We start from the raw sequence: 25,210 nt of genomic DNA, 5'->3' as shown, positions 1-25,210 counted from the left end.
TTAAAAGACTAAAAGTTTATTTTTTGTCAGAGCCAATTTGTTCACAGCTACCACCAGCGGCTTCTATTTTGCTCCGAGCTGAAGCTGTAAAACCTGCGGCATGAACTTTGAGTGCGACGTTCAAATCTCCATTTCCCAGAATTTTAAGTGGACCATCGTCGCTGGTAATAATTCCAACTTCCATTAGGGAAGCAAGAGTTACCTCTGTATTAGCTGGCAATGATGCCAACTTACTCACATTTATAATCGTGTATTTTTTCCGATTTACCATCGGAAAACCTTTTAATTTTGGCAAGCGACGATAAAGTGGATTTTGGCCACCTTCAAAGCCTGGTCTGGTGCTGCCACCAGACCGAGATTTTTGACCGCGCATTCCTTTACCACAACTTGCACCTTGACCTGCAGAAATGCCGCGACCTAGTCTAAGACCACGCTTTTGGGAACCTTTTTTCGGAACTGCATCTTTTAATCGCATATTTTTTAATTTTGTTAGCTGTTAATTTACCATGAGAAAATTTAGGTATTGATTCCCAAATTAACCACTATTATAGTTTGGGATTAAGCATATAGATTTTCTATAGGTACATCTCTCTCTTGAGCTACATCTGCTAATGTTCTTAAAGCATCTAAAGCGTTAACAGCAGCTCTGGCATTATTTAATGGATTATTAGAGCCTAACTGTTTGGCTAGTATATTCTGAACACCTGCCAGTTCTAGAACTGTTCTGACAGCTCCTCCCGCAATAACTCCTGTACCTGGTGCTGCTGGTCGCATCATTACTTTGGCTCCCCCTCCAAAACCATCCACCCGGTGAGGAATAGAATTAGATTTGGTGAGTGGAACTTCTATAATATGTTTTTTTCCATCGGCCACTCCTTTCTTGACAGCACCGATAACATCTGCTGCCTTACCCACTCCTACACCTACTTGACCCCGCTCGTTGCCTACTACAACAATAGCCCGGAAGCTCAGGTTCTTACCACCTTTAACAACTTTGGTGACTCGGCGAATTTGGACAACTCTTTCTTGCCATTCACTTTCTTTCTCTTTTGTACGGCTGCTTTTTTTCCGACGTTGTTGTTGCTGCTCTGCCATAGTTTTTACCTCTTGTCAAGTTTATTGTTTATTTGTGTGACTTTTAATTACTTAGAAGTCTAACCCAGCTTCACGAGCTGCCTCAGCTAAAGCTTTGACACGACCATGATAAAGATTCCCTCCACGGTCAAAAACTACTTGTTCTATTCCTTTTTCTAGCGATCGCTTGGCAATTAATTTGCCTACTTCTGTAGAAGCATCACAGTTAGAGCCTGATTTAACATTTGATTTTACTTCTGGTTCTACAGTTGAGGCTGCAACCAAGGTATGCTGTTTAGTATCATCAATTACTTGTGCATAGATATGCATATTTGAGCGAAATACTGATAACCTAGGACGTTCTGGTGTTCCAGACACCTTTTTTCGGACTCGGCGATGTCGCTTTCTAATTGAATCTTGACGAGTGTATTTCATTGTTTATTTTTTACCTGACTTACCCGCTTTTAGTTTAATCATTTCTCCGGCATAACGAATGCCTTTACCCTTATATACTTCTGGTGGACGAACAGCACGAATTCGTGCTGCTGTATTTCCCACCAATTCTTTATTGATACCATTAACAATTACGTTGGTATTATTTTCTACCGCCATCTGAATACCTTCAGGAGCAGGCATTTCGACTGGCTTACTGTAACCCACGTTTAATATCAAAGTCTTGCCTTGAACTTGGGCACGATAACCTACACCTTGAATCAATAGTCGCTTTTCATATCCTTTAGATACACCTTCGACCATATTGGCAACCAGGCTGCGACAAAGACCATATCGCTGACGTGCCCGGCGAGAATCATTTTGTGGTTTAACAATGATAGTTTCTTCTTGTTGTTCCACTGCTATCTCAGGTGGCAATACCCTAGAAAGTTCACCTTTAGGACCTTTTACTGTTACTTTTTGACCCTCAATGGTAATGGTTACTTTCTTCGGTATTGGGATTGGAAGTTTACCAATTCTTGACATAACTTCTTTTTATATTAGGTTGCTAGATGTTTTTTTTTCTTGATGAATATAGCAACCAGGAATGATCTTATCTTCTCGCTCCTGGCTCCTGTCCAGACGTTCCATGCAACGTCCCTAATCCTGACTCCTTTTTCCATTCTGTCTCCTGACTCCTGAGTCCTGACTCCTTAATTACATTACCAAACATAGCAAAGAACTTCTCCGCCGATGCCTCTTTTTCTAGCTTCTCTATCAGTCATAATTCCACTAGATGTAGAAATAATAGCTATTCCTATTCCACCTAAAACCCGTGGTAATTCTTTACGATTTTTATAAACCCGGAGTCCTGGTTTACTAACTCGCTTCAAATATCTAATGATAGGTTGGCGATTTTTTCCTTTGTATTTTAAAGAAATTACTAAGTATGTCTTAATACCTTCGCCTTCCTGTTCAATTTCACCAATAAAGCCTTCTTCTTTCAAGACTTTGGCAATACTGCGAGTCATCTTTGTTGCTGGAACTTTTGTTGTTGTATGTTGCGCCATGCAAGAGTTGCGAATTCGCGTCAACATATCTGATATTGTGTCGTTAGCCGCCATTTTTTCCCCTTTTCTTTAACTACTTTAGTTAATTACTCTGGAAGGGCATTCCCATTTCTTTAAGTAGGGCACGGCCTTCTTCATCACTATTAGCTGTGGTAATAATTGAAATGTCCATTCCTCGAATTTGATCGATACTGTCATATTCTATTTCTGGAAAAATCAGTTGTTCTTTGATGCCCAAGCTGTAATTGCCTCGACCATCAAAGCTTTTAGGATTTATGCCTCGAAAATCTCTAATTCTAGGTAATGATAAATTAATTAGTCGATCTAGAAATTCATACATTCTTCCAGAACGTAGAGTGACCATAACTCCTACTGGCATTCCTTGACGAATTTTAAAGCCAGCGATGGCTTTCTTTGCCCTAGTTACTACTGGTTTTTGACCTGTAATTGTAGCCATTTCCTTCATGGATGAATCTAAGGCTTTGGCATTTTGAGATGCTTCCCCTAAACCACGATTAACTGTTACTTTTACCAGTTTTGGTACTTGGTGAATATTTTTATACTTAAATTGCTCCATCAGTTTAGGAACAATTTTTTCATGGTAATATTTCTTTAGTCTTTCTGCCATAATTTTGCTTATTAGTTGAAGAATTTACTTGGGTTTAATCAATAATTTCTCCTGTTTTTTTGAGCTTTCGTACTTTACGACCGTCCTCTGTAAATGTATAACAAATACGACTAGCTACTTTTTCTTTGGTAGAATAGAGCATCACGTTAGAACTATGAATTGGAGCTTCAACAGTGACAATTTTACCTGATTCTCCTTCTTGCTGAGGTTTAACGTGCTTTGTTTTGACGTTAACATCTTTAACTACCACTTTACTGATTTTCGGCAATACCTGGAGGATCTCACCTACCTTACCTTTATCTTTTCCAGCAATTACTTGAACTGTGTCACCTTTCTTAACGTGAATTTTATAGCGTACAGGTTTTCCCCTGGCGGTCATCAAGGGTTTTTTCTTTCTAGACATTACAGTACCTCCGGTGCTAGGGATACAATTTTAGTAAAATTTTTGTCTCGTAATTCACGAGCCACTGGGCCAAAAACACGAGTCCCACGTGGGTTGCCATCCTGGTTAATGATCACTGCTGCGTTATCGTCAAACCTAATGCTCATACCACTATCTCGGCGCAGACCTTTTTTAGTGCGAACAACAACAGCTCTAACTACATCTGACTTTTTCACAGCCATATTAGGAGATGCGTCTTTAACTACACCTATAATTACATCACCTATGCGTGCATAGCGACGATTTCCACCACCGATTACACGGATGCACATTATTTTGCGGGCACCGCTATTATCAGCGACATTTAATACAGTTTCTTGTTGAATCATGGTGGTTTTTCTGAAATTTCTAGATGTTTATGCCAAACCAATTTTATTTCTTAAGTTTAGTTGGGATTTTAATGTTGTTAACTTTAATAGTTTCAATACTTTTACTAAGACTAATAAAACCAACCATCACATCAACTAACCTTAGAACTAATTATTTCAGTAAGTTGCCAACGTTTAGTACGACTCATCGGGCGAGTTTCTGTAATCCGAACGCGATCGCCTTCGTTACATTTATTTTCCTCGTCGTGAGCTTTATATTTTTTAGTTTTAACAACTGTTTTACCATACCTAGGGTGAGCAGAGCGGTTTTCTATTGCCACTACTATTGTTTTGTCCATTTTGTTGCTGACAACTACCCCCACTCTTTCTTTTGCTGCCATAATTTTCCTTCTGCTTAATAAAATTCCTTCTGCTTAATAAAACCAATATAAAACGTCACAAACTGACATATTAATGTTTACTTCCTGCTTCTACTGAGACCGTCGGCGGTTACTCATCCACAAGCATTGACGGTCAAGCCGACCGCATTTCTCTATTTTATGAGTTAAAAGTGTTCTTTATTTTTACCCTATAAATAAAATTCTTATAGAAGTGTTAACAATAAATATTTTACTAACTGTAACACCTATTATTTTTTGATTTTTACTCAGGGTTTTCTACTGTTTCAACGGTAGTAGAAGGTTCTGCTTCTTTAGCTAATTCCCGTTCTTTTTCTATTGTTAATAACTGAGCCAATCGATGGCGGTTATGCTTGAACAGGTGTGGTTTTTCCATTCTTCCTGTAGCTTTGAGGATGCGTAAATCGAACAAGTCTCGCTTAATTTTAACTATTTCAGCAGCTAGTTCTTCATCACTCAATTCCCTAACTTCTGCTATTTTCGGGAAAGGCATAAACTAATCCTCCTCGCGTACAATAAATTTTGTCTTAATTGGCAATTTAAATGATGCCAAGCGCATAGCTTCGCGAGCTATTTCTTCTGCCACCCCGCCCAACTCAAACATTATACGACCTGGTTTGACCACTGCAACCCAGTATTCAGGGGCACCTTTACCAGAACCCATACGAGTTTCTGCTGCTCGCATTGTGACTGGTTTATCTGGAAATACACGAATCCAAATTTTACCACCCCTACGGATATAACGAGTCATGGCACGACGAGCAGCTTCTATTTGACGGGAAGTAATCCAAGAAGGTTCTAATGCTTGGAGTGCATATTGTCCGAAGGCAATGGTATTACCACTATTTGCATTACCTCTCATCCGTCCGCGTTGCTGTTTCCGGAATTTCGTTCTTTTAGGACTTAACATAGTCTACTATTTTGATTGTTTGATATAGAGTTCTCCAGGGTAGTTAACTAGACTTTACGAAAAAATATAGTCACAGTAAGAATTCTCAATTCCCTGAAATTCACCCTTCGTTCGACCTGTCTTCATATTGTTGACGACGTTTTTGTTGTCTACGTTTTGGTTGCCTTTCTTGAGCATTGGCAATTTCTTCTTGACCAGGAATTATTTCTCCTTTAAAAATCCAAACTTTAATACCGAGAATACCGTAAATTGTTTTAGCAGTACAATAGGCATAATCAATATCAGCTCTCAATGTATGTAAGGGTACACTACCTTCTCTTGTCACCTCAGTCCGAGCAATTTCTGCTCCGTTGACTCTTCCACTAACTTGTACTTTAATGCCTTCTACACCAGCTTTTTGCGCTCTAGTTATAGCTTGACGTACAACTCGGCGAAAAGATACCCTTTTCTCTAGTTGTTGAGCGATGTATTCACCAATGAGCATGGCATCAGTGTCTACTTTTGTGACTTCAACAACATTGATTCTGATTTGACGGTTGCTACCCAAAAGTTTTTGTAAGCCCACCCTCAAAGAATCAATCCCTGCACCACCTCGACCTACTACCACACCTGGTCTAGCGGTGCTAACTTCTAAATCAATCTGCTCTGCTTTCCTCTCAATTCTGATTTGAGAGATGCCTGCATTAGCAAGAGTTTCCTTCACGTATTTACGGATTTTGTGGTCTTCTTGCAACAGGTCTGGGTAGTTCTTAGCATCAGCGTACCAGCAAGAGCGATGCTCTTGGGTAACACCTAGTCTAAAACCAATTGGATGTATTTTTTGTCCCATTAATCTTTATCGAATGTTTTAATTTAATCGATTAAATTCCTCAGCTTACTTAATCAACTACAGAAGCAACTGCCACTGTAATATGACAAGTAGGCTTACGAATTTTGTAAGCACGACCTTGAGCACGGGGTCGATAACGTGGCAAGCAAGGCCCTTGATCGGCAAAAGCTTTGGATATAACTAAGGTTTCTGGATCTATTCCTTGGTTATGCTCCGCATTTGCTGCTGCTGAACGTAATACTTTACGAATTGGAACACAGGCTCGGTATGGCATAAATTCCAGGATGATTAATGCTTCCCGGTAAGAAATGCCACGAATTTGGTCAAGTACCCGCCGTACTTTAAACGGGGACATTCGGATATAACGGGCTATTGCTTTTACTTCTGTACTGGTATCTACAGGCATACCTTTCTCCACTTATCAATTCCAAATTTGAATTTATCTTTTTGACTTTCTATCTGAACCGTGACCCCGATATGTCCTAGTCGGTGCAAATTCACCTAATTTATGACCTACCATCTGATCGGAGATGAAAACAGGAACGTGCTGACGTCCATTGTGTACCCCGATCGTATGACCAACCATATCAGGAATAATGGTTGAAGCTCTTGACCAAGTTTTAATTACCTGTTTTTCATTTTTAGCGTTTAAAGCTTCTATTTTTTTCAACAGATGATCTGCGATAAATGGTCCTTTTTTTAATGAACGAGACATAATTGAATTTATGGTTGATTTAATACAATTAAAATTCGAGAAGTTAACAAGAGTTTCCAAACTTCTTTGCTGTGGGAATGATTAAAGTTGATACCCAAGATTTTGCTTCGATCGGCAATTAACCACAAACAAGTTTTAGCCCTGTCTACCACCTTTGCCTCGTTTGGAGGATTTACGCCGACGTTGTACGATTAAAGCATCACTCTGTTTTTTCTTCTTACGAGTTTTCATACCCAATGCTGGTTTACCCCAAGGAGTAACAGGTCCGCTTCTACCAACTGGTGCCCGACCTTCACCACCACCATGAGGGTGATCTACTGGGTTCATCACACTACCTCTAACGGTTGGTCTCTTGCCTTTCCAACGATTACGGCCTGCTTTACCTAGACTAATATTCCTATGCTCAATATTGCCTATTTGGCCTAGAGTTGCGTAGCAGCTTGCTCTGACTTTACGTCGTTCACCAGAGGGGAGTTTGATTGTTACATACTCACCTTCTTTCGCTACTACTTGAGCTACAGCACCAGCAGAACGCGCCATTTGTCCTCCTTTGCCAGGGACGAGTTCTATATTATGAACATCTGTACCCAAGGGAATTTTACTTAGAGGTAAGGCGTTACCAATTTCTAGTGGAGCGTTGATCCCAGCGGTAATTATTGCACCAACTTTTAATCCCACGGGATGTAGGATATAGCGTTTTTCTCCATCTTGATAATGTAGAAGTGCTATTCTGGCGTTCCGGTTAGGATCGTATTCAATTGCTGCTACTTTAGCTGGAATATTAAATTTGTTACGATGGAAGTCGATAACACGATATAGTTTTTTACTGCCTCCACCTCTGTGACGACAGGTTATTACACCACGGTTATTACGACCCTTTTTTCGATGTTTGAATTTTACCAGAGATTTTTCTGGTGTCGAGCGAGTTACTTCCGCGAAGTCGGAAACACTATGTTCTCGGGTACTTGGAGTATAGGGTCGGTAGGAACGAATACCCATAATTTATGCTCTATGCCAATATATTTTACAGATTAATTACTTGAAATTGATTTGAGATTTTTTTATAGGTCTGGGAACAGAACTTTCCTAATTGGTTCCCCATCTTCTAGGGTTACAATAGCTCTTTTATATCGAGGTTTAAAACCCATGAATTTGCCTACTCTGCGTTTTTTTCTTGGTAAGTTTAGGGTATTTATACCTGTTACTTTTACCTCAAATAACTGCTCAATTACTTCTTTAATCATTGGCTTTGTTGCCCTTGGATCTACATCAAATGTATATTGATTTAGCTCCATTAACCTAGTAGCTTTTTCTGTAACAACTGGGTTTTTAATAATATCTACTAAGTCTCGTGAATCAAGTTTCATCTCCGTAGACCTCCTGAATTTTGGCAATTGCTGTTGCAGTTGCTATAATTTTGTCTGCTGCTAGAATATCGTAAATATTCAAATTGTTAGCTAGGATTATTTTCAGCTTGGCAACGTTACGACCTGATAAATAGACGTTTTCTTGTTTCTCTGGTAAAACCAACAGAATTTTTGCTTCTGTATCTACTCCCCAGCGAGCGATCGCCTGCACCAATTCTTTTGTTTTTGGTTTTGGGAATTGTTCGGCAAACTCTTCTATAACTATTAAGTCTTCTGAGCGACTTTGGAAAGCAGTGCTTAGTGCTAGACGTTTCTCCTTACGGTTCATTTTGTGGGAATAGTCTCTTGGTTTAGGACCAAAAATTACACCACCACCACGCCATAGGGGTGAACGGATCGAACCTGCTCTTGCTCTACCTGTTCCTTTTTGTCGCCAAGGTTTACGACCACCACCTCTAACTTCCGATCTTGTTTTGGTACTAGCTGTTCCCTGGCGGTTATTTGCCATTTGTAGTCTTAGAGACCTGTGCACAATATGAGCAGCACTTTCTTCTTTCGCTACTCGTAAGTTCAGAGTTGCTTCCCCTGTTTCTTCACCTTGCCAGTTTTTTATGACACAATTAACCATCTTTATTTCTCTATATCTTTAGTTACTCAGCAGTTACTCAGCTTTTTTCTCAAAAATTTTATCTATTTTTGACCTACTATGTTTGCTGGAGCAATACTAACTAATGTACCTGGTTTACCAGGAATACTTCCTGTAATTAGCAATAAGTTACGTTCATTATCTATTCTTACTACTTTGAGTTTTCTAGTAGTGACTCGCACGTTTCCTAACTGCCCTGCCATTTTCTTACCTGGATAAACACGTCCTGGAGTTGTTCCTGGACCTGTGGAACCTGGTAAACGGTGGTTTTTGGAACCGTGAGCCATTGGTCCACGTCTAAAGTTATGACGTTTTTGATAACCTGCAAAGCCTTTTCCGATACTTTTTCCTGTCACATCAACAAGTTGACCTGCTTCAAATAGATCGACTTTTATTTGTTGACCTAATTCAAAGTTACCTGTATTATCTACTCTGTATTCTCGTAGATGACGTAAAGGAGTACCGCCTGATTTTACCAAATGACCTTGTTGAGCATTGGTTAAATACTTATTAACTTCTTTTGGTTCTTTTGTATTTAGTTTACGGGTTTTATTTTTGGCTTCACCATATCCAATTTGAACTGCAGTATAACCATCTGTTTGTTCAGTTTTGATCTGGGTAACTACACATGGTCCGGCTTGAACGACTGTTACAGGAATTGCTTTTCCAGTTTCAGCTTCAAATACTTGTGTCATGCCTAGTTTTGTGCCAAGGATACCAACTACCACTGTCGCTCTCCTTTATTTTTTATGCACTACAACAATATTTATTAATTGAAATAAATCGTCATTTTTATTATTCAATGACAAAAAATTTATAGCCATATCACAAATCATACTATATCTAAATATATAGATTAATATAGACTGTTTATTTTGATTTCTCCTGAATAGTCAATACTAAACTTAGGCTTGATTTGCTTGGTATTGGTTTGACTTTTGAAACAAAATGTATCAATCACTTTGGCATGAATACTGAATCAAATATTCATTAAAAAATACATTCAGGATTATACTTATTTTTTTCCCTAATTTTAAAGTCGTTGATTTTAGATAAATTCAGGATTTAATACTTAGCAAGACAAATTTTTATCGTCTATTGAAGACGACATTTACTTATGTTGCTACGCTATTATTTTTTTTAGCTTTTCATCTTTAGATTTATCTAATTCTGATTCTATGGTCGCTAGGACTTGAGTAGCTTGCTACTCAGTATCCGTTCCATCATCTGTTAATAGTCACTAACTATTGACATCCTCTCGACTTTGCGCTTACGCGACAACTCAGGATTCCCTAACATCACTGATAGGGGTTTTCTGCTTCAATGCACCTGCCTCAAAGGCCAAACCTTTTTTCGGTCTTACGGTCGCTCCACAGACTGACACTGCTAGCCCAGCAGCCTTAACCTACTTACAGTAGCATACTATCGTAAAAAGCACAACATTGATTGGTTTTAGCGGACGACGCTCCCCTAATAGCTGCCGCTAGGCTCCGCCAACGGGAGAGCGCGGGTCTTCAACCAACGTTGAAATAAAACTTTCAGGATCGAACTGACTGCCCAATAAGAAGTAATCCTATTTTTGCTTAAGCTTTAAATAGGCAGTTAACGATCTTAAGGCCAAATAAACCTTTTTTTCAGCGACAATATATTATTGTATATTATTTACTAGTACTTGTCTAGAGGTTGAAATAATTTTTTTTTGAAGTTGTTAGGAACACAAGTATCTTTGGTTTAAGGAACTATAATATAGACCAAATATAATCAGCTAGGATCTAAGAATTAGGGACAAGATTAAGCATGGCACTGATTACAACTGGTCGAGGAATGATTCGAGATTTAGAGAAGTCTGGATCTTTGGCCGTTTATGTTCCTTTGGAAGGAGGATTTGAAGGGCGTTATCAACGTCGTTTAAGAGCTTCTGGCTATGTAACTCACAATATTACTGCCAGAGGACTAGGGGATTTGGCCATGTATCTCACAGGGGTACATGGAGTAAGACCTCCTCACTTAGGTAAGAAAAGTCTGGGAAGTGGTGCAGCGGTTGGCTATGTCTACTATGTACCACCAATTGTGAGCTATAAATTGGAACACTTACCACCCAAGGCTAAGGGTTTGGTTCTGTGGATTATAGAAGGTCAGATTCTATCTAGTCAAGAAATTGAGTATTTAACTGCCCTACCTAAGTCAGAACCACGAGTAAAGGTCATAGTGGAAATGGGTGGCGATCGCTTCTTTAGGTGGACACCACTTCAAAATACTTTGGTGCCTGCCTAGGGAGTAGGGGAATAGGGGAGTATTTTTCAATCTTTTCGGTGTATTGCCTCTATCCCACTTCCTACTCCGTGGCTCAAAGGTTTAATCGAGGACATTCTTGGGGAGATAGGGAGATAGGATATGTTGGAGTATTTTTCAATCTGTGTATTGCCTTTATCCAACTTGCCACTCTGTGCCTCAATGATTTAATTACTATTAAAAAAGTAATTCCTGATGTCTTTGACCAAGGAATAAAGGGTTTGCCGTTTAACCCTGTGGTGGTCGAGCCACTACGAATAACTAGACTTTCAGACCTTTGAGTAAGTTTAGTTGAGCGGTACTTCACCTAAAAAAAATGTACCTCGATTTTTTCAGCTAAAAGCTACCATATAAGCGTGAGAGAACGCTACTATCCTTTAAATTCCCTAAAAGAAGGCCACTGGTTTAAGTTGATCTGTGGGGCCAGCTTTCAACACCTGCCAACGGTGAGAAATTTAACATTAGCTTATACTTTGGCAGGTGCAGATTGTATTGATGTGGCTGCAGACCCAGCGGCGATCGCTGCGGCGAAAGAGGCGGTAAAAGTTGCGTCTCAGCTCAAGTCTTGGGCGAAACATCAGGGATTTGACTACCAAGCAAGGCCATGGATAATGGTCAGCATCAATGATGGAGAAGATCCTCATTTTCGGAAAGCTGAGTTTGATCCTACCATTTGCCCCACAGACTGTTGGCGACCTTGTGAGAAAGTATGTCCGGCAGAAGCTATAGTTTTTTCTGAAAATAGAGATGGTGTAAGACCTGACTATTCAGGAGTGATAGATGAACTTTGCTACGGTTGTGGCAGGTGTTTGTCTGTATGTCCTAATCAACTAATACAGGCTCGCTCTTATGTATCTACTCCTAGTTCTATTGCATCATTAGTATTACCGACTGGTGTAGATGCTATAGAAATTCATACTCAAGTGGGAAGAGAAACTGATTTTCAGCGACTCTGGAAAAGTATAAAACCTTGGGTAAATGAATTAAAACTAATAGCAATTAGTTGCCCAGATGGGGAAGGGCTAATAGAATATTTATACAGTCTGTATGAAATTATCTCTCCTCTTCCCTGTGCCCTAATTTGGCAAACTGATGGTAAGCCAATGAGTGGAGACATTGGGGCAGGTACTACTGTAGCTACAATTAAATTGAGTCAAAAGGTGCTAGATGCAGGATTACCAGGGTATGTACAACTAGCAGGTGGTACAAATAATTATACCATAGCCAAGCTAATGGCTGCTGGTTTGCTAGCAAATAAGAACCAGGAACAAGACAAAGACCCCACCAATAATTTAAATACTCCCATTTCAGAAAATAAATTTGTTGCTGGTGTAGCTTATGGTAGCTATGCCCGTGTTCTGTTGTCACCAATTTTGGAAAAATTAGAAAAAATGCACAAATCACAACTCAAGGCAATTGAATATACCAAAGACGTTAATCAAAACCAGAGTCAAAACTCTCAACTAACAAAGCTAGAAACTGTACCAGAAATTCTTTGGGAAACTGTCAGTTTAGCTAATTCTCTAGTTTCCCAAATTAAAAGATTGGAGATAGGCAAGAGTCTGAATTAATGTCAGCTTTCATAAACCAAGGTTTCAGTTTTTGCCTCTCATTCATCTCTTTTATCACCCAGTAGATAAAGTCACTTTAAACAAAGCATGCACATTACAGACGACCTTTATAGATTATTAGAAATTGTGCCGGAGCAAATCAGACGGCCCCTACAGCAGCATCAAGAGCGAAATCATCTGATTGAAATTGTGATGGATCTGGGTCGTCTCCCAGAAGCTCGTTTTCCATCCCACGCAGAATATTTGGGGGAAATTCCTGTTTCGAGAAAAGACCTTAGTTATTCTATAGAACGAATTGGCAATTTTAGCAGTGATAATCGAGCAGGTATTGAGCAGACGCTACACCGAATTAGCGCTATGCGCAACCGCACTGGAGAAGTTATTGGTTTGACTTGCCGAGTGGGGCGGGCAGTATTTGGCACAATTACTATGATTCGCGAACTCGTGGAAACGGGAAGGTCAATTTTGATGCTTGGTCGCCCCGGTGTAGGAAAAACAACGGCACTACGAGAAATTGCGCGGGTGCTTGCTGATGAATTAGAAAAACGGGTCGTAATTATTGATACTTCTAATGAAATTGCTGGAGATGGAGATGTTCCTCACCCTGCTATTGGTCGTGCCCGACGGATGCAGGTTGCTACTCCCGAAGAACAGCATCGAGTAATGATTGAGGCGGTGGAAAACCATACGCCAGAAGTGATTGTGATTGATGAGATTGGCACAGAATTGGAAGCTCTGGCAGCGAGAACAATTGCAGAACGTGGCGTGCAGTTGGTGGGTACTGCTCATGGAAATCAGATTGAAAATTTGGTAAAAAATCCAACTTTATCCGATCTGATCGGGGGTATTCAGGCTGTAACTTTGGGAGATGATGAGGCACGACGGCGGGGTTCTCAAAAGACGGTTTTGGAACGTAAGGCACCCCCGACTTTTGAAATTGCTGTGGAAATGCTCGAAAGGCATCGTTGGGTAGTTCACGAGCAGGTTGCTGATACTGTTGATGCTTTGCTGCGGGGGCAAAAACCTAATCCACAGGTGAGGACTATGGATGATACTGGTGAGGTGAAGATTAAACGAGAGTTGAACAGTACCCCTGGATTGGGTGGGGGTGTTAATCGTAATGCAGGGGCGTTACTCGGACAGTCGGGGGAAATGTTGACTTCGGGTGGTGGTTTTCGGGATTCTGGTTATATGATGCCGTTGCCGAATACAGGTCAAATTAGTCAACCAGCAGAGTTTTCTGAAGCAAAGTCTTTTGAACAGTTGTTGGATGAGTCTTTATCTGGGAAAGGGATGTTTTCTCATGGCACAGGAGGAGGTTGGGAAGCTAAAGATACGGGGCCAAATGGTGAAGATTTGCCTTTGCATATCTATCCTTATGCTATTCCACGTCATCAAATGGAACAGGTGATTACTACTTTGGGTTTGCCTGTGGTTTTAACTAAGGATATTGATAGTGCAGATGTAGTTTTGGCTTTGCGATCGCACACCCGGAAACAATCTAAGTTACGTCATGCAGCGAAGACTCGTCATGTACCTATTCATGTGATTAAGAATAGTGGTTTGCCTCAAATTGCTAAGGCGTTGCGACGGTTATTGGATATGGAAGATCCTGCTACTCCTGAGTTTGCTGATTTGAATTTGTTTGCTGCTTCAGCTTCAGAAGATGAGATGGAGGCGTTGGAAGAAACACGGTTAGCGGTGGAGCAAATTGTGATTCCGAAAGGGCAACCTGTTGAACTTTTGCCACGGTCTCCGAAGGTGCGTAAGATGCAGCATGAATTGGTTGAGCATTATCGCTTGAAGTCTGCTAGTTTTGGAGACGAACCTAACCGACGTTTGCGTATTTATCCAGCTTAATTAAATTTAAAAAGTCAAGAGACTTCTTGACCAGAAACCTGATAAGAAACCGGGGAAAGTATTAGATGTCCTACAATCTTGACATCTGCTTGTGCAAACCTGGTTTCTATACCGTTTTATAATACCAATACTACTGGATTTAATCTGAGACTATATTAGTATTGGTTGATTATTTTTGCCGGAGGTCTATGCTGGAGATGTTTAATATTCAATAGTTAAAGTCAGAGTAGGAATTGAATATAAGTTATGTAATTTGGTAGTCATAAAATAGTAAGGCTCTCATAACTATTCAGTGACTCCAGTGTTCTATATTCTCTTTTATATTATGTCGGGTAGCATTAGTAATATATTAAGTAAGGAAGAAGGTAGAGGTTAGAGGGAACATGGTAAAAGTTTTGCTTTTGTTGCTAGTAAAATTCGTAGATTAGCTGATGAAAGTAGAAAGTCAGCAGAGAAAATCTATACATTAGTTGTTGATATTCAAACATCAATTAATTCTACAGTCATGGCAACAGAAGCAGGTACAAAAAATGTAGAATTAGGAGTAAAAATTGCTCAACAAATAGGAGCAGCTTTTAATGGTGTTAAAGATTAAATTAATAATGTGGTGTTAAATAATCAGCAAATATCTCTTAATGTTAAACAGGAAGCGATCACTATTAAGCAAGTATGTAGATGCGATGAATGAATTGAATACAGGGGCGCAAGAAACAGCGAGTGGTTTAGGGCAAATTCAACAAGGGATTCAACAATTTAATGAAGTTAGTACAGAGCTAAAGTCTATAGTTTGATAAGATTGATTAAAATATAGCTAATTCTCAAAGAGTGAGGACCTTTGCTATTTGCGATAAGTGTCAATTCATCCCATTGGTTTAAGCCTTGATATCTTGTTTACAAAGATGTAATTAAAAAATTAAGTTAACGGAAGAAAAGTGCTAGGATATTTCCACCAGGGTTCAATCCAGTACGGTTTCAACGAGAGGTAATTATCTATTATCAATTCTTGAAAGTAGATTCCAGGTTAATGTGGTTCGATTGATAGAATAGATATTTTTTGCCTGTTCCCAATCTCCCTAAAACTATAAATATATGTACTTCATCAAGTATAAAACTGCTGTATGTTTTCCCCTCTTAATTGTTGTTGATGTTTACTTAAAATTAATTCAAAAAACTACTAATTAGCTGATTTAACTTTTCTGCATCAAAAGGTTTAGTCAGATATTCTGTCGCACCAGCTAAATGTCCTTGAACTTTATCAAAAGAACTATCTCTGGCTGTTAACATAATAATTGGTAAAGTTGGAAATTGAGGAATGCTGCGTACTGTACGACATAGTTCCAAACCATCTATACCAGGCATCGAAACATCTAGTAACTGAACAGCGACTTGCTCATGGTAAATCATTGACAACCCATCCACAGCATTATCTGCTACTAACACCCTATATTTTTGACCCAAAACTTGTCTGATCATCTCATGCATAACCTTACTATCATCTACTGCCAAGATAGTCTTTTTTATACTTTTAGTTTCCGACATATTCTTACCTAAACTTAGTCCCCCTTTGTCCATGAGTAAACACCTTAAATATCTCTGCCTTATTCTAAGAAAATTATAGGTATTAATTTACTCCTTTATAACTGCAAATAAGCTATAAGCTTGGTTTGTAGTTAACTAATTTTAGTTTATGCTATGATCCTATAATAAAGCAAGATAGTTTGATAAATTTTAAAGTTGTTAATATATTCAAGATTATATTCTCAAATAATAGGGCACTACCGAATTATTGAATCATAAAGAATAAAAGTTTAAACTAAGGAAGGTAAATAAAATGGAAGTAAAATCATTATATCAGGTATTAGCTACCGAAACTTCCTTTCTAGAAATGGCAGAGTTAGCAGCATATATAGCTGAAACTCCAATTGCATTCATTAGCTTTAGAGATTCTAACTACCTTTGGTTAAAATCTCAAACAGGTATTAATAATAACAAGGATAGATACCTAAATTTTGTAGAAGTAATTCTAGGCTCCTCAGAAAAAAACCAAACCAAATTACAGAAAAAAGAAGCCAAATTATTGATTATATCCGATACATTAGCAGATGAAAGAATCGCAAATCATACCTTAGTAGTATCAGAACCAAAAATCAGGTTTTATGTGGGAATTTCCATTAATATTAATGGCAAACAAATCGGCATTTTATCATTAATGGACTATGTATCCAGAAGCTTAACAGAAAAATGTCAAAAACTATTAAAAAAACTAAGTCTTCATATCAGTAATCAAGTAGAATTACAAAGAAAGGTCTATAGTTTTAGTGGAAAGTTTATCAAATTACAAGAAATAGTTGACGCCCATCCAGAAGAAAAAACACTACTGCTGCTAGAAAGAGCGATATCAGCTAGCAACAATGGCATAGTAATTACTGACAATACCCATCCTCATAATCCAATTATTTACTGTAACCCTGCCTTTGAAAAAATTACAGGCTATTCAACTCAAGAAATATTAGGAAAAAACTGTAGATTTTTACAAGGTGCTGACACCGATCCTGTCGCATTATCTCAAATTCGCCAAGCCATAAAATCAGAAACAAATTGCTTAGTAGTTGTCAAAAATTACCGCAAAAATGGTACTCCATTTTGGAACGAATTAGCAATATCTCCAGTTAGAGATAATGATGGTCGTGTAACCAACTTTATTGGTATCCAAACAGATATTACCCAAACAAAACAAGCAGAAGAAGCGCTGCGAGACAGTGAAGCACGTTATCGACTCCTTACTAATCATTCAACTGACCTAATTTCTAAGCAAACCTCAGAAGGTATATATTTGTTTGCTTCTGCCGCATGTCGTCATCTCCTTGGATACGAACCAGATGAATTAGTGGGAAACTGTATATACGATCTATTGCACACAGCAGATCGAAAACTATATGAAACTAATATCTCTAAACAACAGGAAGGATACACCTTCACTCATCGACTACGCCATAAAAATAGCTCTTACATCTGGTTTGAAACCACTTGTCAAAAAATTCAAGACCCAGAAACAGGTAAAGTTATAGAATTAGTCGCAGTTTCACGAGACATCACAGAGAGAAAACGTGCAGAAGCAGCTTTGCTAGAGCGAGCAAGTTTATCAACTCTAGAAGCTGAAGTGGGAGTAGCACTCGGAGCAGGAAGTTCCCTCAGCGATATTCTCCAACATTCTGTAAAAGCGATAGTCGCAGAATTAGATGTTATTGGTTCAGGAATATGGACTATTAATACTCAAACCAGTCAACTAGAATTACAAGCATTATCCAGCAAAAACTTAAAATTAGACATAGAATATCAAGAAGAATTACTTACCCCAAAAAGCATCTTAACTTCTCAAGTTCTAAACTCAAAAGTTAACTCTAATAACGAACAGCAAATACAGACAAATAATTTTACTATAATGACCTTAGATAGTCGAATTGTTGGGGTAATGTGTGTATGGAGTCACAAAAGTCTTACAGGGTCAGCTAGAGACGTACTGACTTGGGTGGCTAGTGCGATCGCTACTGCAATAGACAGAGTTAGAACTCAAGAACAACTATTAAGTAACCGAGAAGCTTTACTATTTCGCCTCGCCAGTCAAATTAGAGATTCCCTAGATATTGACAAGATATTAGGAACTGCAGTTACAGAAATTAGAAACCTCTTACAAATTGACCAATGCTACTTCATTTGGTGCTTATCTGCTCAAATTACTAGCATTGCCATCACCCATGAAGCTTCTAACCCTAAAATATCAGTTCAAACCCCAGAATATTCCAGCGAACACATAACAATTTTATCAAATAAAATTCGGAATCGTGAAATTTTACAACTTGACAATATAGAAACAGTCAATCACAATCAGCTTACACAAATGCAGCAATATCTGCAAAAGTTGGGAGTGAAATCTACATTATTGTTACCATTGCAAACTCGTTCCGGTCAAATGGGAGGAGTTGTCTGTAACCAATATAGTAGTCATCGACCTTGGAAAGAAAGGGAAGTTGAATTACTCAAAGCAGTAGTAGACCAATTAGCGATCGCCATTGACCAAGCAGAACTTTATGCTCAAACCCGTGCAGCAGCTTTAGCAGCGCAAACTCAAGCTCATCAACTCAGTGAAGCTTTAAAGAACCTAAAGCAAAAAGAAGCTCAGTTAATTCAACAAGAAAAAATGTCATCTCTTGGTCAAACAGTAGCAGGGGTTGCCCATGAAATTAATAATCCTGTCAATTTTATTCACGGCAATCTCACCTACCTTAAAAATTATACAAGAGACATTCTCGAATTGTTAAACCTTTATCAAAAGTATTACCCAGATCCTGTAGCAGAAATTGAGAACAAAACTGAAGATATAGAGTTAGACTTTTTAATAGAAGACTTACCCAATATTCTGTCTTCAATGGAGATGGGAACCAAACGTATTCGTCAAATAGTTCTATCATTAAGAAACTTCTCTCGTTTAGACGAAGCAGACAAAAAAATAGTAGATATCCATGAAGGTATTGATAGTACCTTGCTAATTTTAGACAACCGGATTAGGTCAAAGGGGAAAGATTCTGGAATTGAGATTGTCAAAGAGTACGATAGTTTGCCCAAGGTAGAGTGCTATCCAGGGCAACTCAACCAAGTCTTTATGAATATTATTGCTAATTCTATTGATGCCCTTGAAGGTAAACCGAAACCAAGGATAATTAAAATTACTACCCAGTTAGACTCTGAAGAACCAGAAGCAGAATCTAATCTCAAATATGCTACAATATATTTTCAAGATAATGGCCCTGGAATGAAAGAAAATTTAATTAATCAAGTTTTCGATCCATTCTTTACCACTAAGCCAGTAGGAAAAGGAACAGGTCTTGGTCTTTCTATTAGCTATCAAATTATAGTTGAGAAACATAGTGGTATCTTGAAATGCACTTCACAATTAGGAGAAGGCACTAAATTTATCATTAAAATTCCCATCAAAACACCAAAAGCTCCCAAATAAATAATTTAAAGAGTTTCAGTCTGTCTCTCTGTTAACTCTACAGCACTCTCTATTAGTATTAGGAAATTATCAAATTCTCAAATTTAGTCACAGCAATAAATAATTTAACTTCTGATATCATGTGCCCCCTCCGGGAGACCTACGAATTCCGGATAATCAGTTATAAAAAAGTATTAGTTTGTAGTTTTGCTCTAGCCCGCTAAATATGTATCTGGGCTAAACCCCAACAAAAGAGCCTAATTATAAGTATTCAAGCTAACATGATATGACTTCTGACTCAACTATATAGCACTACCTATTTAGGGCGCGGATATTGGTAAATCCTGTTTGCAGACCATGAACTTAGGAAAACTCACTCAGAGATTACTTTTAACTTTTAAATTTTAAATTTTGACTTTTGACTTTTGACTTGCGCGTAGCGCTATAACTACTATCAAATTTAAGTCCATAACTCCTTCACAATCAAAACTTCAAAATTATGGAAAAAAACCCTTGACAAACTCCTAGATGTAGGTGCTATTATATTAAATGTTGACGAAATGGGGCGTCGCCAAGCGGTAAGGCAGCTGGTTTTGGTCCAGCCATTCGGAGGTTCGAATCCTTCCGCCCCAGTTAAACTAGATGAAATGAATAGACTGAGAAAATCTGTATCTAATCCTTGCTTAACTAATTGAAATAGCGGTCAGCTTTTATCAATCATCAGCATATTATGGGGGTTTTAATCCCCTATCAACCCATACCACTAATTGGAACAATATAGTGGCACACCTATACCCTTAGTTGTTTAACTGAAAGGTGGAAGCTGTTTGCAAAGCATTCCATCAGGAAAAGCTAATAGCTTGTTAATTCCTCACAGCTATCTTGAATTTTTGGGTTCTACTCTCATCAGTTGTCCCCCATTGTCTGTACGATAAACCCATTGATCTTTGTCATTAGACAAGACAAGACGCCAACCTTCTACTAATCTTTGTCCACAAAGCTCATCATTTTTTGGCAACCCCAAACAAGTATTTGGCCAAGTCTCTTGAGTGACTTCACTAACTTTGATTGTTTCAGGTGCAATACCTATTTGACTGCCTAAATGTTGGCGAACAGCGTCAACTATATCATTAGGGATTTTTTTAGCTTGATTGGCAAGTTTTTCTGCCTCGTCAAGAATTGGTTTACTGAACTTTTTCACATCACCAAAATTATCATTAATAGAGGTTTGTTTAACAACAAGTATGTGATTGAGAGATTTATTACTTAGGAGAAAAGGTGGAGAGCTTTCTGTCTGAGACTCAATTTTAGTCTCTGTTGCAGATTTTAAAAGATTAGCAAACTTATCAGCTTTGGAAGTAATTTTGCCATTTGTCTCTACTTGGGGAGATTGAAGAACTTTTACAGCAGCAATTGCTGTTTCAGTAAGATTTGGATATGCTTCAGCAGCTAAGATTCCAGTTAAAATTAATGCTAGTAAAAAAGGATGAGGGGATTTCCGATCGACTCGCTCATTTCCATCCGGTTGATAATTTTTAGAGTTAGATTTCATAGTTAAGATCCTTTGATTATTTATAGTTTTACTTATTAGTATTAGTTAGATGAGATGTTATCCTGGGGCTATGGAATTCTAATAGGTGGTTTAGACCATTGAGATTAAAGTTGAAGTTGGATTTTTTTATGCTTAGAGAAATTAATCTATAAATAATTTATTTCTAGGGTTTGCTAGGTTATGCTATGTTAAAAGATTAACAAACCTAAATTTTTTAAATCTCTGTCGATCAAAATAGGGACAGAATCGTAAAATAAATATGATTAATTAACTCAAGCTATGTATTTATACTTCATTTTTCAGCACTAAAACGGACTTTATTTTTTCCTCATGGTCTTATTAGTATCAGAGATGACAAATGTATCTAGATCAAATAGACTTAAAAAAATTCAGTTAGTTCCATAACAAAATCGTCAAAACAACTCTTTTTTAACTTCTATTTGACTTGGTGTGTTTTCCGGAAAGGAAATATTTTCTCAAAGCTTAAAAGTAATGAAAATTAACTTGGAAAATTTCAGCCAAATTACTTAATTAGAGCAAATACCAACAACTACCAACCAGATGCTACAATGCCAAACTCATCAAATCCCGAATTTTCACAGAAAAATTAAATTTGTAATTTCATCATAATTTAGAAGTTTTTACTAATGCAGAAAAAGATTTTCTTTGGCAATAGGCAAATAGTAAGTAAGTACAAAAAATTATTTATACTATCACCAATTTAGCAAAAGAAGCTCTATATTTTAATATAGCCAGAGGACTATCGTTAAATTGGCATAGGGATTAACTGGGAGATGCGGGGTTTAAATTATAAATTCAGGGATATAGCAGTTCTGATATTAATGAAGTACAGTATTTTTATCTATTTCCTATTCTCTGTTCCCTCTCTTGGTGCGCGTTCCCTCTCTTGGTCGATTAGATATGGCGAGGCAACCTCGCCATCCCATCCTAGGTCATGCTCCGCAAACGACCGCTTGCGACTTGCCTCTTGCCTCCTCCGGAGGAACTGCCTATGCGCAGAGGAGCTGCCTATGCGCATAGGATCTTCGCTAACGCTTAACTCTAAGGTCGTCGCGGGGTAGCACCGCTTGCGTATTGTGCACCCCGCGGTATCTGACAGCTTGCATCTGTCGCCGACACAGGGTATCATAGCTGTTCCCTAAAATCCAAAACTTATGTATCTCACCAAGGGTGAGAATTGCTATATAAAGTTTTGTATAGCAATCAGGAATGATTTTGATAGATATTTAAGAACAATTAAGAGCAATCAAAATCCTTTTATATTCTGAGGACTGACTCCTAATTACCACTAAAATCTTACAACTGAAATTTAATTGGTATAAATGGTATTAAGTAGAGCGCAAGTATCTTAATAGTTTTACAGACGATTTTGAAATTGGTATAAAATAACTAAACTAGATGACAAAATTACCAATACTCACAGAGATTAGCATTTTAAACTAGTTAATCAACTAGGCAACTTAGCCAATAATATTTTTGTTAATCTATTAACTTGATTTATTAGTAATATAAAGCCAGAAAAAAGAGTCTTACAAATAGCAAGAATGATTTAAAAACTTGAGATAATATGAAATCTGGTTATACAGTTATCGAAAAATTCCCTTCATATTTTCCAGACCTTCCAGAGAACACTCTTAAATAATTCCCACTATCAAATCTTCAGTATTCTAACTTATGACTCGGTTCTTCTGACTTCTAAATCATACAATAACTAATTACCAAGATTTGAAATGAAATATTGCATTATATTTATGGGAAACAGAACTTAGAGAATTTGCAAAAGTTGAAAATAATTATATATCAGCTAAGAAAAATAGCCAGAGATTAAAATTAATTAATGCTCAAGTTTGACAACAGACATGAAAAACTTTCGAGAGAATATTCTCTAAGATGAAAGCTAAAGGTTGTGAAAGTCTTAGATGCAATAAAAATATGACGAGCTTTGTCTTTTCAAGAATGTTAAAAAATTGCTTAGGTTGTGGTTAAATAAAATTACCTCAATATAGGATGAATAAAAATTAGGATTGTATCTAGGGGGTACAACTCAGCTTGTTTGAGTTGGTTATAGTTATATGTTACTGAAGTAATAATCCCCCATTACAATCTCTAATTTAACGGTGGGACTGTCAAAACCTAGATGTCAACAATCATAAATGAGATTAATCTTATGGACCCATTACTCGAAGGTGGTGCTGCTATACAACAGCGAGATTACACCTTAATAATTGACAAAAGTAACGATATGTATATATCTGGCTCTCCCACAGGTAGAAGACCATGGGATTTAATGCAAGACTCTATTATCAGATTAGCCAGTGAATGTGAAAAGCTAGATTTAGATGGACTAACAGTTTACCTATTCTCAGACTATTTTAAACGATATGACCAAGTAACATCTACCGATTTAGCTCAAATTTTCCTGGAAAATCAACCCTCCGGCAAAACTAATTTAGCAGATGCTCTCAAGGATGCCATAGATAATTATTTTGAGCGACGTGCTCTGAAGATAGCAAAACCTAATGGAGAAACTATTTTAGTTGTTACAGCAGGTGAGATAGAAGAACCCGATCGAGTCAAGCAGATTATTATCTCTGCTGCTAATAATTTACAGCAAGATGAAGAGTTAGGTATTTCACTTATTCAGGTAGGAAATAAACCTGAAGTGACTAATTTTTTTAAATTATTAGATAATCAATTACAAACAATAGGTGCTAAATTTGACATTTGCAATACCGTTACTATTGCCGATCTGGAAAACATGAATTTAACTGATGTTTTAATTAATGCTATCTTTGGTTAAGATGATTTCTAACAATTTGTCTATTGCACATCATCGGGAATGTTTTTTTCACTCATTGAGATTGAAATACTGGTTAATATGTCTTGTTTAAAATCAAAAAAAATCGATATTTTCTATTCCTCATATATCACATTTGATGTAGCAATTTCAAATGTTGAAATTTATAGCTTTCAGCATTCAGATACCCTCCTAGGTCGGAACTGCGTTTTTTCCTGACGGAATGCTCCCCAAACATGTCCCGTAACGTTTTTCATGTCGGCGACAGCCGAAACGAAGTTGTGCGGTAGCAAAACAGCTCAACTCAAAACTATTAGTTGTAAAGAATTTCAATTTTATTAACGTCCTAACACTATTTTTGTAGTGCTATATATAGCAATTATCACCAAGGGTCAGATAAACAAGTTTTTGATTTTAGGGAATACAAAAGAGAAAAAAATACTGTACCTCATTAATATGACAACTACTATATTGAACTATATTGAAGAATTTTGTGGTGAAATCCAAAACCATAAATTTCGTCCCAGCGCTTTGAAGTATAACTTGACTGGAAACTGGTAATAATCTATGACAATATTAACGATAATAGTCAAATGAGATAGAAAAGTTAAACCCGTCCAAAAAATCGGTAGCCAACATAAAGGAGTACCTGGTATTGGAGGAAAAAAGTAAGCACTTAATCCTATTAATATAGTTGGTAATAATACAAATCCAACTGCTAATAACTGGATTACCCAACTCCATTCTACTTGAGGATGATCGGCTTTCCATTTTTTGCCATTCCATCTCCAACTTAAAGGAGAAGAACTATCTGCCATTTTCAATGATTGCTTTACCAGATCGGCAGTAAAAATATGGTTACAAAAGTTACAAGAAAAAGCATCCATTAAAGTAATTGCTGAAATCTGACCATGATAGCAGACAGGACAAGTATAAACTTCTTCAATGCTCAAATTTTTATTGACATTATCGCAATTAGACATAGACTTTGAAAGTAAAGAAAAACAACTATATAGGTTGAATTTTAAACAGTAATCTCTAAAGTTATCTAGGGTCTGTGATAATTCTTAACTTTTAGATAATTAAGCAGAAATTAAAATTATCTAAACTATATTGTAGACAGTTTTAACTTGCCTAAATTCAATAAAAATTGGTTGTAGTTTTAGTTACGGTAAGCATTTCCTGTGGAATGCTGCCCAAACAGCAGTCAGCTTTTAGCTAGATTATAATTACCGAAATAATTAATAATTAAACAATTAAATAATTAGATGATTCAAGCCTTGA

30 protein-coding genes and 1 tRNA gene are annotated in these 25,210 nt (G+C 37.5%); 9 read left to right on the top strand and 22 right to left on the bottom strand.

Annotated elements, in window-relative coordinates; genetic code table 11:
- Positions 1–16 precede the first annotated feature (16 nt).
- From rplO to rplC, 19 genes are all read right to left on the bottom strand, one after another.
- Positions 17–475, bottom strand: coding sequence for a 50S ribosomal protein L15 (gene rplO, locus ACP6PM_RS31055; protein WP_426590729.1), 459 nt, complete (start codon positions 473–475; stop codon positions 17–19).
- A gap of 83 nt (positions 476–558) precedes the next feature.
- Positions 559–1,095, bottom strand: a complete 537-nt coding sequence (rpsE, locus tag ACP6PM_RS31050) for a 30S ribosomal protein S5 (RefSeq protein ID WP_426590728.1) — start codon at positions 1,093–1,095, stop codon at positions 559–561.
- Positions 1,096–1,146: 51 nt separating this feature from the next.
- Positions 1,147–1,509: a 50S ribosomal protein L18 gene (gene rplR / locus ACP6PM_RS31045; RefSeq protein WP_426590727.1), complete on the bottom strand. Its 363-nt coding sequence runs from the start codon at positions 1,507–1,509 to the stop codon at positions 1,147–1,149.
- A gap of 3 nt (positions 1,510–1,512) precedes the next feature.
- Positions 1,513–2,052 (bottom strand): 50S ribosomal protein L6, encoded by a 540-nt coding sequence (rplF, locus tag ACP6PM_RS31040; RefSeq protein ID WP_426590726.1) that lies wholly within the window; start codon positions 2,050–2,052, stop codon positions 1,513–1,515.
- A 176-nt stretch (positions 2,053–2,228) separates the two neighbouring features.
- A complete protein-coding gene (gene rpsH, locus ACP6PM_RS31035; RefSeq protein WP_293100737.1) occupies positions 2,229–2,630 on the bottom strand; it encodes a 30S ribosomal protein S8 in 402 nt (133 codons plus the stop codon).
- Positions 2,631–2,658: 28 nt separating this feature from the next.
- Positions 2,659–3,204 carry a 50S ribosomal protein L5 gene (rplE, locus tag ACP6PM_RS31030; protein ID WP_426590725.1) on the bottom strand — a complete coding sequence of 182 codons (546 nt, stop codon included), beginning with the start codon at positions 3,202–3,204 and terminating at the stop codon, positions 2,659–2,661.
- A 34-nt stretch (positions 3,205–3,238) separates the two neighbouring features.
- Positions 3,239–3,607 (bottom strand): 50S ribosomal protein L24, encoded by a 369-nt coding sequence (gene rplX, locus ACP6PM_RS31025; RefSeq protein ID WP_094672506.1) that lies wholly within the window; start codon positions 3,605–3,607, stop codon positions 3,239–3,241.
- On the bottom strand, positions 3,607–3,975 hold the full coding sequence (gene rplN, locus ACP6PM_RS31020) for a 50S ribosomal protein L14 (RefSeq protein WP_293100730.1): 369 nt from the start codon (positions 3,973–3,975) through the stop codon (positions 3,607–3,609). The genes rplX and rplN overlap by 1 nt, the downstream gene beginning before the upstream one ends.
- 131 nt (positions 3,976–4,106) lie before the next feature.
- A complete protein-coding gene (rpsQ, locus tag ACP6PM_RS31015) occupies positions 4,107–4,355 on the bottom strand; it encodes a 30S ribosomal protein S17 (RefSeq protein ID WP_426590724.1) in 249 nt (82 codons plus the stop codon).
- Between the two features lie 262 nt (positions 4,356–4,617).
- Positions 4,618–4,866: a 50S ribosomal protein L29 gene (rpmC, locus tag ACP6PM_RS31010; RefSeq protein WP_293100725.1), complete on the bottom strand. Its 249-nt coding sequence runs from the start codon at positions 4,864–4,866 to the stop codon at positions 4,618–4,620.
- A 3-nt stretch (positions 4,867–4,869) separates the two neighbouring features.
- Positions 4,870–5,283 carry a 50S ribosomal protein L16 gene (gene rplP, locus ACP6PM_RS31005; RefSeq protein ID WP_293100723.1) on the bottom strand — a complete coding sequence of 138 codons (414 nt, stop codon included), beginning with the start codon at positions 5,281–5,283 and terminating at the stop codon, positions 4,870–4,872.
- Between the two features lie 100 nt (positions 5,284–5,383).
- A complete protein-coding gene (gene rpsC / locus ACP6PM_RS31000; protein ID WP_426590723.1) occupies positions 5,384–6,112 on the bottom strand; it encodes a 30S ribosomal protein S3 in 729 nt (242 codons plus the stop codon).
- A 49-nt stretch (positions 6,113–6,161) separates the two neighbouring features.
- The gene (rplV, locus tag ACP6PM_RS30995; RefSeq protein ID WP_426590722.1) at positions 6,162–6,518 is read right to left on the bottom strand and encodes a 50S ribosomal protein L22; all 357 of its coding nucleotides are present in this window, start codon (positions 6,516–6,518) and stop codon (positions 6,162–6,164) included.
- Between the two features lie 33 nt (positions 6,519–6,551).
- Complete coding sequence (rpsS, locus tag ACP6PM_RS30990) at positions 6,552–6,827, bottom strand: 30S ribosomal protein S19 (protein ID WP_293100715.1); 276 nt, start codon at positions 6,825–6,827, stop codon at positions 6,552–6,554.
- 8 nt (positions 6,828–6,835) lie between these two features.
- The gene (locus ACP6PM_RS30985; RefSeq protein ID WP_426590721.1) at positions 6,836–6,979 is read right to left on the bottom strand and encodes a hypothetical protein; all 144 of its coding nucleotides are present in this window, start codon (positions 6,977–6,979) and stop codon (positions 6,836–6,838) included.
- The gene (gene rplB / locus ACP6PM_RS30980) at positions 6,963–7,826 is read right to left on the bottom strand and encodes a 50S ribosomal protein L2 (RefSeq protein WP_426590720.1); all 864 of its coding nucleotides are present in this window, start codon (positions 7,824–7,826) and stop codon (positions 6,963–6,965) included. Before rplB ends, ACP6PM_RS30985 begins: the two co-directional genes overlap by 17 nt.
- A gap of 62 nt (positions 7,827–7,888) precedes the next feature.
- Positions 7,889–8,194 (bottom strand): 50S ribosomal protein L23, encoded by a 306-nt coding sequence (locus ACP6PM_RS30975; RefSeq protein WP_293100710.1) that lies wholly within the window; start codon positions 8,192–8,194, stop codon positions 7,889–7,891.
- On the bottom strand, positions 8,184–8,822 hold the full coding sequence (rplD, locus tag ACP6PM_RS30970; RefSeq protein ID WP_426590719.1) for a 50S ribosomal protein L4: 639 nt from the start codon (positions 8,820–8,822) through the stop codon (positions 8,184–8,186). The genes ACP6PM_RS30975 and rplD overlap by 11 nt, the downstream gene beginning before the upstream one ends.
- Positions 8,823–8,884: 62 nt before the next feature.
- A complete protein-coding gene (gene rplC, locus ACP6PM_RS30965; RefSeq protein WP_426590718.1) occupies positions 8,885–9,568 on the bottom strand; it encodes a 50S ribosomal protein L3 in 684 nt (227 codons plus the stop codon).
- A gap of 1,069 nt (positions 9,569–10,637) precedes the next feature.
- Here rplC and ndhN point away from each other — a divergent pair.
- The 6 genes from ndhN to ACP6PM_RS30935 all read left to right on the top strand — a co-directional run bounded on the left by ndhN (position 10,638) and on the right by ACP6PM_RS30935 (position 15,354).
- Positions 10,638–11,114, top strand: a complete 477-nt coding sequence (gene ndhN, locus ACP6PM_RS30960; RefSeq protein ID WP_426590717.1) for an NAD(P)H-quinone oxidoreductase subunit N — start codon at positions 10,638–10,640, stop codon at positions 11,112–11,114.
- A 68-nt stretch (positions 11,115–11,182) separates the two neighbouring features.
- Positions 11,183–11,413, top strand: coding sequence for a hypothetical protein (locus ACP6PM_RS30955; protein WP_426590716.1), 231 nt, complete (start codon positions 11,183–11,185; stop codon positions 11,411–11,413).
- Between the two features lie 75 nt (positions 11,414–11,488).
- Complete coding sequence (ldpA, locus tag ACP6PM_RS30950) at positions 11,489–12,703, top strand: circadian clock protein LdpA (RefSeq protein ID WP_426590715.1); 1,215 nt, start codon at positions 11,489–11,491, stop codon at positions 12,701–12,703.
- An 87-nt stretch (positions 12,704–12,790) separates the two neighbouring features.
- Complete coding sequence (locus ACP6PM_RS30945; protein ID WP_426590714.1) at positions 12,791–14,563, top strand: R3H domain-containing nucleic acid-binding protein; 1,773 nt, start codon at positions 12,791–12,793, stop codon at positions 14,561–14,563.
- Between the two features lie 415 nt (positions 14,564–14,978).
- Positions 14,979–15,158 (top strand): hypothetical protein, encoded by a 180-nt coding sequence (locus ACP6PM_RS30940; protein WP_426590757.1) that lies wholly within the window; start codon positions 14,979–14,981, stop codon positions 15,156–15,158.
- Positions 15,159–15,198: 40 nt separating this feature from the next.
- Positions 15,199–15,354, top strand: coding sequence for a hypothetical protein (locus ACP6PM_RS30935; RefSeq protein WP_426590713.1), 156 nt, complete (start codon positions 15,199–15,201; stop codon positions 15,352–15,354).
- Positions 15,355–15,721: 367 nt separating this feature from the next.
- On the opposite strand, the gene ACP6PM_RS30930 is transcribed toward ACP6PM_RS30935, so the two are convergent.
- Positions 15,722–16,102, bottom strand: coding sequence for a response regulator transcription factor (locus ACP6PM_RS30930; protein WP_426590712.1), 381 nt, complete (start codon positions 16,100–16,102; stop codon positions 15,722–15,724).
- Positions 16,103–16,394: 292 nt separating this feature from the next.
- Here ACP6PM_RS30930 and ACP6PM_RS30925 point away from each other — a divergent pair, with 292 nt between their 5' ends.
- Positions 16,395–19,577 carry a PAS domain S-box protein gene (locus ACP6PM_RS30925; protein WP_426590711.1) on the top strand — a complete coding sequence of 1,061 codons (3,183 nt, stop codon included), beginning with the start codon at positions 16,395–16,397 and terminating at the stop codon, positions 19,575–19,577.
- Positions 19,578–20,117: 540 nt separating this feature from the next.
- Positions 20,118–20,189 (top strand) — tRNA-Gln (locus ACP6PM_RS30920).
- 244 nt (positions 20,190–20,433) lie between these two features.
- Here the strand turns inward: ACP6PM_RS30920 and ACP6PM_RS30915 are convergent.
- Positions 20,434–21,108, bottom strand: a complete 675-nt coding sequence (locus ACP6PM_RS30915) for a hypothetical protein (RefSeq protein ID WP_426590710.1) — start codon at positions 21,106–21,108, stop codon at positions 20,434–20,436.
- 2,188 nt (positions 21,109–23,296) lie between these two features.
- Between ACP6PM_RS30915 and ACP6PM_RS30910 the strand changes: the two genes are divergently transcribed.
- Positions 23,297–23,929 carry a VWA domain-containing protein gene (locus ACP6PM_RS30910; protein WP_426590709.1) on the top strand — a complete coding sequence of 211 codons (633 nt, stop codon included), beginning with the start codon at positions 23,297–23,299 and terminating at the stop codon, positions 23,927–23,929.
- 473 nt (positions 23,930–24,402) lie between these two features.
- Here ACP6PM_RS30910 and ACP6PM_RS30905 read toward each other — a convergent pair whose 3' ends face one another.
- Positions 24,403–24,909, bottom strand: a complete 507-nt coding sequence (locus ACP6PM_RS30905) for a hypothetical protein (RefSeq protein ID WP_426590708.1) — start codon at positions 24,907–24,909, stop codon at positions 24,403–24,405.
- Positions 24,910–25,210: the final 301 nt, after the last annotated feature.

The organism is Dapis brunnea BLCC-M229 (genome assembly GCF_050015995.1).
Classification (GTDB): Bacteria; Cyanobacteriota; Cyanobacteriia; order Cyanobacteriales; family Microcoleaceae; genus Trichodesmium.
This window is presented reverse-complemented; position numbering and strand designations above follow the sequence as displayed.